The organism is Comamonas sp. BIGb0152 (genome assembly GCF_024809975.1).
Lineage (GTDB): Bacteria > Pseudomonadota > Gammaproteobacteria > Burkholderiales > Burkholderiaceae_C > Comamonas.
In genome coordinates this window covers 79,759-92,737 of record NZ_JANUDY010000009.1, presented here as the reverse complement: position 1 = coordinate 92,737, position 12,979 = coordinate 79,759, and the positions used below count along the sequence as shown (strand labels likewise).

10 protein-coding genes are annotated in these 12,979 nt (G+C 64.1%); 9 read left to right on the top strand and 1 reads right to left on the bottom strand.

All coding sequences use genetic code 11. The features are described from left to right. The first annotated feature begins 25 nt into the window (after positions 1-25). From ftsY to M2375_RS17160, 3 genes are all read left to right on the top strand, one after another. A complete protein-coding gene (ftsY, locus tag M2375_RS17170) occupies positions 26-1,276 on the top strand; it encodes a signal recognition particle-docking protein FtsY (RefSeq protein ID WP_310473185.1) in 1,251 nt (416 codons plus the stop codon). Positions 1,277-1,434: 158 nt separating this feature from the next. Then, positions 1,435-4,605 carry a metallophosphoesterase gene (locus tag M2375_RS17165; protein WP_259169095.1) on the top strand — a complete coding sequence of 1,057 codons (3,171 nt, stop codon included), beginning with the start codon at positions 1,435-1,437 and terminating at the stop codon, positions 4,603-4,605. 150 nt (positions 4,606-4,755) lie between these two features. Continuing rightward, positions 4,756-5,535, top strand: coding sequence for a DeoR/GlpR family DNA-binding transcription regulator (locus M2375_RS17160; RefSeq protein ID WP_259169094.1), 780 nt, complete (start codon positions 4,756-4,758; stop codon positions 5,533-5,535). A 26-nt stretch (positions 5,536-5,561) separates the two neighbouring features. Here M2375_RS17160 and cutA read toward each other — a convergent pair whose 3' ends face one another. Next, entirely contained in the window at positions 5,562-5,924 is a 363-nt protein-coding gene (cutA, locus tag M2375_RS17155) for a divalent-cation tolerance protein CutA (protein WP_259169093.1), read from the bottom strand. Positions 5,925-6,261: 337 nt separating this feature from the next. Here cutA and rpoH point away from each other — a divergent pair, with 337 nt between their 5' ends. The 6 genes from rpoH (at position 6,262) to M2375_RS17125 (ending at position 12,964) form a co-directional block, all read left to right on the top strand. Then, complete coding sequence (gene rpoH, locus M2375_RS17150) at positions 6,262-7,239, top strand: RNA polymerase sigma factor RpoH (protein WP_404979344.1); 978 nt, start codon at positions 6,262-6,264, stop codon at positions 7,237-7,239. A 191-nt stretch (positions 7,240-7,430) separates the two neighbouring features. Continuing rightward, positions 7,431-8,372 carry a tripartite tricarboxylate transporter substrate binding protein gene (locus M2375_RS17145; protein ID WP_259169268.1) on the top strand — a complete coding sequence of 314 codons (942 nt, stop codon included), beginning with the start codon at positions 7,431-7,433 and terminating at the stop codon, positions 8,370-8,372. Further along, positions 8,369-9,124 carry a sterol desaturase family protein gene (locus tag M2375_RS17140; RefSeq protein ID WP_259169091.1) on the top strand — a complete coding sequence of 252 codons (756 nt, stop codon included), beginning with the start codon at positions 8,369-8,371 and terminating at the stop codon, positions 9,122-9,124. The genes M2375_RS17145 and M2375_RS17140 overlap by 4 nt, the downstream gene beginning before the upstream one ends. A gap of 10 nt (positions 9,125-9,134) precedes the next feature. Further along, positions 9,135-10,091: a fatty acid desaturase gene (locus M2375_RS17135; protein WP_259169090.1), complete on the top strand. Its 957-nt coding sequence runs from the start codon at positions 9,135-9,137 to the stop codon at positions 10,089-10,091. A 6-nt stretch (positions 10,092-10,097) separates the two neighbouring features. Continuing rightward, positions 10,098-12,044 (top strand): iron-containing redox enzyme family protein, encoded by a 1,947-nt coding sequence (locus M2375_RS17130; RefSeq protein ID WP_259169089.1) that lies wholly within the window; start codon positions 10,098-10,100, stop codon positions 12,042-12,044. Further along, complete coding sequence (locus M2375_RS17125) at positions 12,041-12,964, top strand: DUF6999 family protein (protein WP_259169088.1); 924 nt, start codon at positions 12,041-12,043, stop codon at positions 12,962-12,964. Before M2375_RS17130 ends, M2375_RS17125 begins: the two co-directional genes overlap by 4 nt. Positions 12,965-12,979 lie beyond the last annotated feature (15 nt).

Sequence of the window (12,979 nt, the reverse complement as noted above, 5' to 3'; positions counted from 1 at the left end):
ATAGGCTGATTCTACGTAGCGCACAATGTTCAGTTTTTTCAAGAAAAAATCTCCCGCTGCCGACGCAGCCCCCCTCCTCCCGCCCGCAGGGCAAGAGCCCGCCCCCGTGTCGGTGCCTGAGCCAGCGCCTGTGTCAGCGCCTCCACAGGCGCCGTTGCAGACCCCCGTGACCCCAAACCCCACCAAGGTGACGGCAGAGCCGCAGAGCCCCGTGGCTGCCGAGCCCGCCAAAGCGGGCTGGCTGCGCGGCCTGGGCCTGGGCGGCAAGGCCGCAGCTCCGGCATCGGTGCCCGCGGACACCGCCCCAAAAAACCCATCTACGCAGGCTCCACAGGCGTCGGTAGCTCCTATCACTATAGCACCCGAGCCTGCAAGCAGCCGCGACAGCTGGATGAACCGCTTGAAGAGCGGCCTGCGCAAAACCGGCTCCAGCATTGCCACGGTGTTCACCGGCACCCAGATCGATGAACAGCTCTATGAAGAGCTGGAAGAGGCGCTGCTGATGGCCGATACCGGCGTCAAGGCGACCACGCATCTGCTCGAAGACCTCAAGCAACGCGTCAAGGACAGCAAGACCACCGACCCGGCTGCCGTCAAAGACCTGCTGGCCAGCGCGCTGGCCGATCTGCTGGCGCCGCTAGAGAAACCGCTGGTCATTGGCGAGCACAGCCCCACGGTCATCATGGTGGCCGGTGTCAATGGCGCAGGCAAGACCACGTCGATCGGTAAGCTGACCAAGCACCTGGCCGATGCCGGACAAAGCGTGCTGCTGGCCGCTGCCGACACCTTCCGCGCTGCGGCGCGTGAGCAACTGGGGGTTTGGGCCACACGCAACACGGTCGAGATCATCAGCCAGGAAGGCGGCGACCCGGCTGCCGTCAGCTTTGATGCCGTGACCGCTGGCAAGGCCCGTGGCAAGGATGTCGTGCTGGTCGATACCGCCGGCCGCCTGCCCACCCAGCTGCACCTGATGGAAGAGCTCAAGAAGATCAAGCGCGTGGTCACCAAGGCCGATGCCAGCGCACCGCACCAGGTGCTGCTGGTCATCGATGGCAACACCGGGCAGAACGCCCTGAACCAGGTGCGCGCCTTTGACGATGCCTTGCAACTGACCGGCCTGATCGTTACCAAGCTCGACGGCACGGCCAAGGGCGGCGTGCTGGCCGCCATTGCGCAAGAACGCCCCATCCCCGTGTATTTCATTGGTGTCGGAGAAAAGGTCGAAGACCTGGAGACCTTCAGCGCCAAGGAATTTGCCCAGGCACTGCTGGCCTGATCGCGGCCCACAGCAAGACACTGCTGCCCAAGCCCTGCCAACAACGGCAGGGCTTTTTCTTGGCCGGCGTCATTGTAGTTTCATGCAAATTTGCTATTTTTTGCACTTCCTGGTGAAAACATGCATTCACCACATCGGCCTTGACGGCAGGAGGTTTCATGAAATTAGCAAGCTTGCGGCACCTATGTGCGGCCGGGCTCTGGGCAGTCAGCGGACTGGCCCTGGCCCAAACGGTGGTCTTTAGCGAGAATTTTGATGCGGCGGGCGCGGATGCACCCACCGGTCTGGGCACGACCGGCCCCGCCGGCTGGACCCTGCGCCTGGAAAACGCGGAGACGGTGCCCACCAGTGGCCGCTCGGCAGCAGCCAAGCTGCCCTGGCTGGGCTGGAAGTTTGTGACGCCCGCCTACTGGACGGCCCAGGTTTCGGGTGGCGAGCGCGCCAAGCTCAGCAAGGCCAGCGGCAAGATCGCGGTCGCCGAGTCCGACGGCCTGCGCCCGACCAGCGGTCTGTTCTTCAACACGGTGATGGAAAGCCCCGGCATTGCAGTGGCGGGGGGCAAGAGCTACACGCTCGCCTTTCTCAACCATTTCCAAATAGGCTCTACCAAAAAAGAGAGCATCAAGGTCGAGGCCGTGTTTGATGACAGCAGCGTGCAGACCTTGCTGCAGGAGACCAGCAGCTCGCGCCTGAACCAGTCCGAGAGCCTGGCCTTCAGCGCCCCGGCAGCGGCCAAAAAAGTCAGCCTGCGCTTTAGCTACCTGAACACCGACAACAACTGGTACTGGGGCCTTGACGATGTGGTGCTGACCCAAACCAGCGCCGAGCCGCCCAAGCCCTTCGACCCTGCCAAGCTGCCCACCACGGCCACTGCACCCGCACTGACCGTGGGCCCCAGCCTGCAAAACCCCGGCCCCGACCACATGGCCGTGATGCTGGAGACCACCGAGTCGGCGCCCACCATCTGGTGGCGCAAGGCCGGCAGCACCGGGCCCTACACCTTGGCACCCGCCATCAACCCGGTGGGCGACTTTGCTGACGCCAGCATCTTCTTTGCCGATCTCGCCGGCCTGCAATCGAACACGCTGTATGAGTACGCGGTGGTCACAGGCACCAGCGCAGCACCCAAGCTGGCAGGTCCCTTCCAGTTCAAGACCTGGCCGCGTGAGAGCGATGGCGTTGCCAGCGCCAAGTTCGCCGTGGTCTCGGACACCCAGGATGGCCTGGCCAACCGCCTCAAAAACATCACACAAGGCGTCATCAACAACGACTGCGCAGGCGTTGCAGCCCAATGCGCGCAAACTTTGGCCGGCTTTATGGTGCCCGGCGACCTGGTCGGCTCGGGCGGCAGCCGCAGCAACTGGAAGGACCAGTTCTTCGGCCCGCTGGCCGCCATCTCAGCCTATGTGCCGCTGATTCCGTCGCCCGGCAACCACGAGTATTTTGGGGGTGAACAAGCCAGCGCAGGTGCTGAGAAAACCTGGGCCAAGACCTACCGCAAATACTTCAACCGCATGCCTGCCAACGGATCGCTCACGCACCCGCTGCACTGGTACCACCTGGACTACCTGGGCATGCGCATTGTCGGCAGCGACTTCAACCCCGCCTCGGCCATGCACAACACCGGCGGCTGGACCAGCTATGACAATGGCCGGGGCCTGTTCCGCGCCGACTACATGAAGGAGCATCTGAACTGGTTCACCGGCCTGATGGCGCAGACCCGCGTAGACAAAAAACCGTATATGGTGCTGCTCAACCACCACCCCTGCCTGAGCGAAAAATGGCGCCAGGGCGAGGTGATGGCGACCTGCGATTTCATCGCGCAGATGGAAGACTATGGCCGCACGACCGGCGCCATCACCGCCAACCTCAACGGCCATGTGCATTTCTATGAGCGTGGCAACTCCATGAACAGCCGCCACCTCTGGCTGAATGTGGCCTCGGGCAGCGGCGCGCTGGAAGGCGCCAAGCAAAGCGATGACAGCGATCTGGACGTCATCGCCAACACCAAGCTCAGCTTTGGCTACGGCACCTTGGAAGCCCGCTTTGGCAGCGCCACCCCAGCCCTCACCTGGAAGCGCTACGACCTGGGTGCCTCCACCACCAGTGCCACACCGGACGACAGCATCGAAGTGACCAGCCAAGCGCTGGCCTTCCAGCCCACGTTGGAGCAAGCCAAGCTCGGCCAGGTCAACCCCGCAAACGTGCAGCTAGCCTACCGCACAGGCGCTGGCCCAGCGCTGTATGAAGCGCAGTGGCAGCTCTCCAAAGACCCGCAGTTTGCCCCCGGCCAGCCTGTCTACGACATCTGGGGCAACGACACCCGCCGAGAAAACTGGACCTTTGTGAACGGGGTGCGCGTCAACACGCAAAAGGATGCCGACATCGCCCGCCTGCCGCTGGGCCAATTGCTGGCCAACCCCCAACGCGTCTACCCGAACGTCGATGCCGGCAGCGCGCGCGGCAAGCTGCGCTCCGCCATCATTGCCGGCGGCAACAGCCTGCGTGACCGCTGGAGCTGCAGCTACAAGTGGGATGAGGACGGCGACAGCGGCGCAGAGCGCCAAGGCGGCCGCCAGTGCTATGCGCAGCTGGTGCAGCCCGATGGCAGCAAGGGCTCGGCTTTTGACCCCTTCCAGGGCCAGGCACCGCAAGTGCTGCAACTGGGCCAGGATGAACGCTGGTACTGGCGGGTGCGGGTGCGCGATACCCACCTGAACTGGTCCGACTGGAGCACGACAGGCTCGTTTGAGCTGGGCAACCCGGCACCCGAGCCCCAGCCGCCCGTGCAAGACCTGGTCAATACCACGCTGCCAACCCCGGGTGGCGGACTGCCCGCACTGGATCTGAACATCCAGGCCGCCACCCGCTGCGACCAGTCCAACGCCAGCATCAGCCCCGTGCCTGCTGACCTGCTGCCCGCCGGGCTTAAAGCAGCCACCGGCCTGGTGTCATTCAGCCTCTCGGGCTGCGAGCACAGCGGCTTCAGCGCCCAGGTCCGCCTGAGCGTGCCGGCCTCCTTGCCCGCCAACAGCCGGGTCATGAAGGTCCACACGAATGCAGACGGCCAACGGGTGGTCAGCGATATCGCAGGGGCCAGCATCACCGGTGGTATCGCCAACTACACCGTCACCGACGGCGGCCCGCTGGACGAAGACGGCCTGGTCAACGGCGCCATCGTCGATCCGGTGCTGGTCGCCGTGCCTGCCGATGTGGTGGTGCCCCAGCCGCAAGCGGCCCGTCCGGTGCCGGCCAACCAGCCGCTGGCGCTGCTGCTGGCATCGCTGCTGTTCCTGGCCCTGGCTGCTGCCGCACGCCGCCAGCGCTGAACGGCCTGCCGCCGCAGCGCATGCCGCTGCGGCCCACAGCCCCCCTCTGCACGCTGCCGTCAAGGCCAGCATGGCCTGGCTTTGGCGGCGGCGTGTACTGCAAAATAGCGCAGGCCTCGCAACCGCCTGCGCCTTCAAGGAAATGCATTCATGCTGCAAGAAGACCGCTTTGTCCGCATCCAGTCGCTGCTCGCCTCCATCGACCGGCTCAGCACCGACCGACTCATCCAGGACATGCAGGTCTCACGCGAAACCGTGCGCCAGGACCTGCTGGCCCTCGAATCCATGGGCCTGGTGCGGCGGGTGCACGGCGGCGTGGCCCGCGTCACCCAGGACGAGCCCCCTTTTGTGCAACGCCAGGCGCTGCGGGTGGCAGAGAAGCGCGCCATCGCCAAGGCGGCGGTCAAGCGCCTGCAGCCCGGCCAGATGGTGTTTGTCGATGCCGGCACCACCACGGCCATCCTGGCCGAAGAGCTCAGCCTGATCGGTCGCCTGGTCGTGGTCACCAACTCCATCACCGTCGCCCTCAAGCTGGCGGGCACCCAGGCTACGGCTGGCACGGCCAATGCCCTGCGCGTGGTGCTGCTGGGCGGTGACACCAACCCGGAAATCCCCTGCACCTTTGGCGAGGTCACCCTCAACGAAATCCGCCGCTACCGCGCCGATGTCACCCTGCTCTCACCCGTGGGCATCAGTGCGCAAGACGGCATCACCTTTGGCAACGAACATGAAGCGAGCCTGGCCACCGCGATGGCCGAGCAATCCTCGTCCATGCTCGTGCTGGCCGACTACAGCAAGATAGGGGTACGAAGCCGCTATGCGGTGGCCTGCCCCTCGGCCCAGCAGACCTTGATCACCAATGCCCACCCGGACAACACCGAGGCCTTGGCAGCGCTGAGCGCCCAGGGGGTGGCCGTCACTCCTGTCTGATACCTCTGGCGAAGCGCCACCGGCTTTCAAGCCTGCAGTGGCGCGCTGACTTCGGCGCCCACCCAGGCCGCATACGCCGCGCTGGCCTGGCTTTCCCCCCATAGCCACTGCGGCAGCGCATAGGGATGCAATGGCAGCAGTTCGCGCTGCAAGGCCTGCAAGCGCTGCGGCGTGGTCTTCCAGGTGATGCGCCATTCATCGCCCTGCTGCAACTGACCGTCCCACCAATAGTGCGAATGGATTTTCTCCACCTGGGCGCAAGCGGCGAGCCGGGCTTTGACCCCTGCCTGCGCCAGCGTCTGAGCGGCCCGTTCGCTGTCCACCGTTGTGCTGGCCCAGGCCACCAGGCAGTTGCCTGCGGGGCCGGGCACCATGGCCAAGGTATTCATGCGTCAACTCCATGATTTTCATCAAACATGCTGCAGTTTAATAGCCGCATCCAGCGCGGCCCAACACTGGTAATTTATCCATGTTTTTCGGGGCCGGTGTGGAACTTATCCACAGGCCACCGCCTCCAACCGCCCATCACGCGGAATCGGATGTCAGACAGCCGCTTGCCGCGCCGCCATCGGCACCGTAAAGAAACTTGAAGACTATCAAAAATAGGAGCATTCTTTTCTTTACTGGTAACGATTATGCGGTTTCTTAGCCGAATCTTAAACCGGCAAATACCGCACCGGCTGGAGGGAACTCCCACAGCCTCAAGGGACTCCTACCGGTGTTACTATGTATCGCATAGACGAAAGGACTTCTAGCGTGACAACTCATTCTGGAGCCGCCACCATTTCTACCGCATTGGCTCCTGCAAACCCATGGTCGTTGGTACCACCCCTGGGCAATCTGGACGCGTACATCACTGCGGCCAACCGCATCCCCATGCTCACCCCCGAGGAAGAGCTGGGATACGCCAAAAAACTCAAGGAAAACGGCGATGTCGAAGCCGCTGGCCGCTTGGTGCTGTCGCACTTGCGCCTGGTGGTGTCCATTGCGCGCCAGTACATGGGCTACGGCCTGCCACACGGCGATCTGATCCAGGAAGGCAATGTCGGCCTGATGAAGGCCGTCAAGCGCTTTGACCCGGACCAGGGCGTGCGCCTGGTCAGCTACGCCATGCACTGGATCAAGGCCGAGATCCACGAATACATCCTGAAGAACTGGCGCATGGTCAAGGTGGCGACCACCAAGAGCCAGCGCAAGCTGTTCTTCAACCTGCGCTCGATGAAGCAGGGCTTCAAGGCCGACGCTGGCATGGAAGACGGGACCATGCACCGCGAAACGCTGACCGAGAGCGAAATCGACGCCATGGCCGCGCACCTGAATGTCAAGCGCGAAGACGTGATCGAGATGGAAACCCGTTTGTCCGGCGGCGATATCTTGCTCGACCCCAGCCCCTCCGACGACGGCGAGCAGGCCTATGGCCCGATTGCCTACCTGGCCGATGCCTCGCACGAACCAACCGCGATGATCGAATCGCGCCAGCGCGACTACCTGGCTACCGACGGTATCCAGGAAGCGCTGGCCACCCTGGACGAGCGCAGCCGCCACATTGTGGAAGAGCGCTGGCTCAAGGTGAACGACGATGGTTCGGGCGGCATGACCCTGCACGACCTGGCGGCCGTCTATGGCGTCAGCGCCGAGCGGATTCGCCAGATCGAATCGGCCGCGATGAAGAAAATGCGCAAGGCCTTGGCCGAATATGCCTAAATAGAAAATAATTAATCAAAATGAGAGATTGATATTTAATTTATATTAAATACAATAAAAAACGCACAGTCCTTCGGGCTTGTGCGTTTTTTTATGGCCTGTATGAAACTTGGCGATTGCATTACGAACCCTCCCGCCACTGTTCATGCGAAACTGGAGCTCCTATGACACTTCAATTGCCTCGCCGCCTGATGGTGGCCACCCTGGTCGCATTGGCCACTACCAGCACTCTGGCTGCGGACAATTGGCCCAGCAAACCCCTGCACCTGATCGTGGGCTTTCCGGCGGGCTCGTCGCCTGACCTGACGGCCCGCGCGCTGGCCGAACCGCTGGAAAAAGCCCTGGGCCAGCCCATCATCGTTGAAAACAAAGTAGGCGCCGGTGGCAATATCGCCGCCGAGTACGTGGCACGCGCCACCGATGGCTATACCTTCAGCGTGATGATCAACGGCAATATGACGATTGCCCAGATGCTCAACCCGGCCATCCGCTACAACCCGCTGACCGACCTGCAGCCCGTCGGCCTGATTGGCGTAGCCCCGCTGGTGCTCGTCGCGCCCGCCAAAGCCCCTGAAGGCAAGGCCTTCTTTGAGGCCGCCACCCAGGCGGGCAGCAGCTGGAGCTATGGCTCGCCCGGCGTGGGCACCATCGGCCACCTGGGCATGGAACTGCTCAAGAGCCGCGCCAAGATCAAGCCCGAACACATCCCCTACCCCGGCTACCCCCAGGTGTTCAACGGCATCCAGGGTGGCGATCTGCAGCTGTCCATGCTGCCCCCGGCGCTGGCGATGAACCAGATCCAGGCCGGCAAGCTGCGCGGCATCGGGGTGACCTCGGCCGCCCGCAGCCCACTGGCGCCGGGCTTGCCCAGCCTCAAGGAGCTGGGCATTGCCAACTACGACATGGAAATCTGGAACGCCGTGGCCGCCCCCAAGGCCATGCCCAAGGCCCATGTCGAGAAGCTGGCCCTCGCCGTAGGCGAAATTGTGCGCAGCCCCGAGATGCGCCAGAAGCTGGCCTTGCAAGGCTGGCAAGCCGTGGGCAGCTCGCCCGAAGGCCTGAAAAACCGCATTGATGCCGATGTGAAAGCGCTGGGCGCCATCATCCAAGAGCAAAACATCCGCGCACAATGACCGCCGCCCAAGTCTTCTCCGATCTCAGCGCCTGGCAGGTGATGGCTTGGGGCCTGGTGTTTTTCAGTGCGCTGTATGTGGCAGGTGGCCTCGGCATGACCGCCCTCACCGGCTTTTTGCAGCGGCGCGGCATCGGCCGGGTGCTCGATACCCGGCCGCTCAAGCCCGACCAGTTGCGGCGCGAGTGGCGCCAGTCCTTCCATTCCATCCTCGTGTTTGGCCTGGGCATGGTCGTGCCCTGGGGCTTTGTGCAACTGGGCTGGGCGCATTTCGCCGTGGCACCCAGCGGCTGGCAAATTGCCATCGAGATCTGGGTGCTGTTGATCTGGAACGATGTGCATTTCTGGATCAACCACCGCCTGCTGCACACGCGCTGGTTCAAGCGCTTCCATGGCGACCACCACCGCTCGGTCGTGGTCACCCCCTGGTCGACCTACAGCTTTCACCCCATCGAGGCGATGATGCTGGGCAATGTCATCCTGCTGCCCATGCTGCTGCATGACTTTGCCTTCTGGTCACTGGCTTCGGTGCCGGTGTTCAGCCTGTTCCTCAATGCGGTGGGCCATGCCAATTACGACTTCTTCCCGCGCGTAGGGCCCCGCCACCCGCTGGCCGCCAGCCGCCGCCACCACCTGCACCATGCGCGGCCCGCAGGCAACTACGGCTTTGCGCTGGCCTTTATGGACCGCCTGATGCGCAGCGAAGCAGACCCACTGCCGCCGCGCCCTGCGCCCGGTCGCCCCGCTGCCTGACCGCTTTGGCATGACCCGCGACGACAGCCCGCCACCGCCTCCTACTGCCTCCCGTAAGTGGCCCCGGCTGCGCCATTGGCGCGATTGGCAGTCGCTGCTGTACATGCTGGCCCTGCCCTTGATCGCCGCGTGGCAGTGGCAGCATGGCCTGGTCTGGTGGCTGTACCTCGTGGGCCTGTTCCTGACCCTGGGCATCGGCGTCATCCACCACAACCACACCCATCTGCGCATGTGGACGGGGCCGCACAGCCGCTGGGCCAACCGCGCCACCGACTACGCTTTGACCCTCCTGCAGGGCCACCCCACCTTTGTGTTCTGGCCCGCCCATGTGGGCAACCACCACCGTTACAAACACGGCGAGCAGGACATCGCCCGCACCTACCGCTTTGGCGGCGACAGCAACCACCTCGGGGGCTACCTGCTGCATCCGCTGCAGGCCGCCTGGGTGCTGTACCCGCTGTTCATCCGCTGGCTGGCGGGCCTGCGCCAGCGCAGCCCGGGCGCCTTTCGCTACTGCATGGGCCAGTACGCGCTGTGGCTGGGCACCTGGGCGGGGCTGCTGGCGCTGGATTGGAAAAAGGCCCTGGTCTTTGTCATCCTGCCGCAGCTCCATGGCCTGCACTGGCTGCTGGCCACCAACTACCTGCAACATGCCCATGCCGATGGCCGCAAGCCACCCAAGCCAAAAAACGATACCGATGGTGGCATGCTGAACTACGCGCGCAATTTTGAAGGCATGGTCAACCCCTTGCTCTTTAATATCGGCCTGCACACCGCCCACCATGAGTGCCCGCATGCCCACTGGTCCGCGTTGACACAGTTGCATGCCCAGGTATACCGACACCGGGTCCACCCGGGGCTCAATGAGGGGGGCCTGTTGCCCTATATGGCACGGGTCTTTGTTGGAGGGCTGGTGCGCCGATCGGCACGCAGCCGGTCGCTGATGCCGCCTATGGAGAAAAAGTAGTCATCTATGCCAGTCGCTTACTCGCAGGTCTATATCGAATCCGCCGGTCACTTCATGCCCGGCGCCCCCATTGCCAACGATGGCATGGATGCCTATGTGGCGCCGCTCAACCGGCTGTCCGAGCGCCTCAAGCGCCGCATCCTGGCGGAGAACGGCATCCAGCAGCGCCACTACGCCATCGCCCCGGATGGCAGCACCACCTACAGCAATGCCCAGATGGCAAAAGGCGCCATCGAGGCCGCGCTGGCGCAGGCTGCGCGCCCCATCGCTGATATCGGCTTTCTGGCCAGTGGCTCCTCAGGCGGCGATGCGCTGATGCCCGGCTTTGCCAGCATGATCCAGGGCGAGATGGCCGCCCCGCCGATGGAGCTGCTCAGCGTGCATGGCGTCTGCGCGGCCAGCGTGGGCGCGCTGCAAAGCGCGGCGCTGGCGGTGGAGCACGGCACGCATGCCCATGCGCTGGCCGTGGCCAGCGAGATGCCGTCCAGGCTCTTCAAACGCTCGCGCTACGCGAGCCAGGGCTACAACACCGATTTTGACGCGCACTTTTTGCGCTGGATGCTCAGCGATGGCGCCGGCGCCGTGCTGCTGGGCCAAGGCGCCGCGCTGCCCCAACGCCCCGACCTGCGCCTGAAACTGCGCTGGACCCACCAACGCAGCTTTGCCGGCGACTACCCCGTGTGCATGCAGCTGGGGCTGACGCATGACCGCCAGCGCAGCCATTTGGATTTCCCCTCCTGGGCCGAGGCCGAGGCCGCTGGCGCGCTGTCCTTGCGCCAGGACATCCGCTTGCTGCCCCACCTGTTTGATGTCTGCATCCACGAGTACGCCCGCATCGCCCACCAGGGCTGGCTGCCCGCGCGCGGCATTGACCACTTTCTGTGCCACTACTCGTCAGAGAAGTTCATCCCCGTGGTGGATGAACTGCTGAACAAGGCGCAGCTGTCGATTCCGCGCGAGCGCTGGTGGAGCAACCTGGCCTGGCGCGGCAATACCGGTGCCGCCTCGATATTTGTGATGCTTGCCGAGTACCTGCAGACCGAACACGAACGCTTGAAACCCGGCGACACGATGCTGTGCTTTGTGCCCGAGTCCGGCCGCTTTACTGCCGGCTACATGCTGCTGGAGGTGGAGCCCTCCACACCCGCTGCGCAGGCGACCACCCGCAGCGCCGCAGCCCCAGCCCAACGCGCCCCCCAGGCCACAGCGGCCCCTGAAAGCGCGCTGATTGCCCCGCCGCATGACCCGGCCGCCGCCCCCACGGGCCTGGCCCCCTTGCTGACCGAGCTGGCCAGCATCTGGCACGACTACCGCTCCCAGGTCTGGCGCACGCCGCTGGTCCACCGCATCCACAGCGGCCAACTACAGCAGGCCGACTATGTGCGCTGGATGAGCCAGTGGGTGCCCCAGGTGCGCGAAGGCAGCCTCTGGATGCGCGAAGGTGCCGCTTCGCTCACAGGGGCCTATGCCGAGCTGGCCGCGTTGATGGGCGTGCATGCCAGCGAGGAGCAGAACGACTTCAAGATCCTGCACCAGGACTACTTGAACGCTGGTGGCACCGAGACCGATATCAACCAGCTGCGCCGCAACCCCGGCGGCGAAGCGCTCAACAGCTACCTGCACAGCCTGGCAGCCACCCCCAACCCCATCGGTCTCTTGGGCGCCATCTACATCATCGAAGGCACGGGCCAGCGCATTGTGCCCAGCCTGCTGCCGCTGCTGCGCCAGCACTTGGCGCTGGGCCCAGAGTGCTTTCGTTTTCTGGAATACCACGGCGCCAATGACGAAGACCACCTGGAGCGCTGGCTGCTGGCCGTGCAGATGGTGATGGCGCTGGATGAGACGGGCAAAGCAGCCGCTGCCATTGCGGCCACCGCACGCCATACCGCAGCGCTCTACCTGATGCAGTTCCGGCACATTCTGGATGCCACGGCCACGGAGAGCGCGCGATGACCGATTTCCGCGACATCCCCCACGACGAGCGCGACCCCAACCCCTGGTTGGCGCTTTATCTGGACGACAGCACACCCCTGCCTGACCATGTCAAAGCCGCCTGGCTCAAGGATTCCAGCAGCCGCTCGCGCCAGTTTCTGCTGCCCTTTGTGCGCCCGCTGGCGCGCATCAGCATCATCTTGATCCAGATCCTCAAGGTGCTGCTGCCCAAGCGCTGGGCGCACTCCAAGCTGCTGCACCGCACGCTGGCCTTCAGCATGAACCGCTTTGTCTCACCCGAGGCCAACTGGTTGATCATGCGGCACTTCCACCTGGGCTCGCAGATCCTGAGCTTTATCGGCGCCAATGCACCCACCCCCGTGCCCACGAAGCCGCTGGCACCGATGCAGATCGATGACATCAAGGACGAGCTGTTCTTGAAACACGACCTGAACCTGTTCAACTTTGTCATCCGACTCAACACCACCTTGCGCAGCCACGGCCAGCACATGGGCCCGGTGGCCGAGCCCGACTTTGGCATGCTGTGTGACCCGCCGCTACAGCTGGCTGCGATGCCGCATGGCCGGCTCAACATTCTTGACCTGCAAAGTGCCATCGAGGTCTACACCCCCGTCTACCAGCTGCTGCTGACCGACAATGATTTCTGGCGCGCCAGCAATTCGCTGCAGCTCGATGAGACCGTCGCCATCTATGCGGCCAAGATCCTGTCCTCGCCCGAGCATCTGGTGATGCTCAACAACAAGCACCCGCTGGTGCCCCTGTCCACCTTGCGCGCTGGCCACCGCCTGGTGCTGCATGGCCTGTCCACCGAGATGCTGCACTGCCTGCTGATGCGCATGGCCACCGGCGAGACCCCGCTGCCCAGCCGCGAGATCGCCAAGACCCGGCAAGCGGCGGGCCGGCCGGCCCAGGCCAGCTAGCCCCTTATCTACCAA

Bases quoted from the DNA above. Each gene is read 5' to 3' on its own strand.
- M2375_RS17145 (WP_259169268.1), top strand. From the start codon at position 7,431: ATGGTGGCCACCCTGGTCGCATTGGCCACTACCAGCACTCTGGCTGCG.
- M2375_RS17160 (WP_259169094.1), top strand. From the start codon at position 4,756: ATGCTGCAAGAAGACCGCTTTGTCCGCATCCAGTCGCTGCTCGCCTCC.
- M2375_RS17165 (WP_259169095.1), top strand. From the start codon at position 1,435: ATGAAATTAGCAAGCTTGCGGCACCTATGTGCGGCCGGGCTCTGGGCA.
- M2375_RS17130 (WP_259169089.1), top strand. From the start codon at position 10,098: ATGCCAGTCGCTTACTCGCAGGTCTATATCGAATCCGCCGGTCACTTC.
- M2375_RS17140 (WP_259169091.1), top strand. From the start codon at position 8,369: ATGACCGCCGCCCAAGTCTTCTCCGATCTCAGCGCCTGGCAGGTGATG.
- M2375_RS17125 (WP_259169088.1), top strand. From the start codon at position 12,041: ATGACCGATTTCCGCGACATCCCCCACGACGAGCGCGACCCCAACCCC.
- M2375_RS17135 (WP_259169090.1), top strand. From the start codon at position 9,135: ATGACCCGCGACGACAGCCCGCCACCGCCTCCTACTGCCTCCCGTAAG.
- cutA (WP_259169093.1), bottom strand. From the start codon at position 5,924: ATGAATACCTTGGCCATGGTGCCCGGCCCCGCAGGCAACTGCCTGGTG.
- ftsY (WP_310473185.1), top strand. From the start codon at position 26: ATGTTCAGTTTTTTCAAGAAAAAATCTCCCGCTGCCGACGCAGCCCCC.
- rpoH (WP_404979344.1), top strand. From the start codon at position 6,262: ATGTATCGCATAGACGAAAGGACTTCTAGCGTGACAACTCATTCTGGA.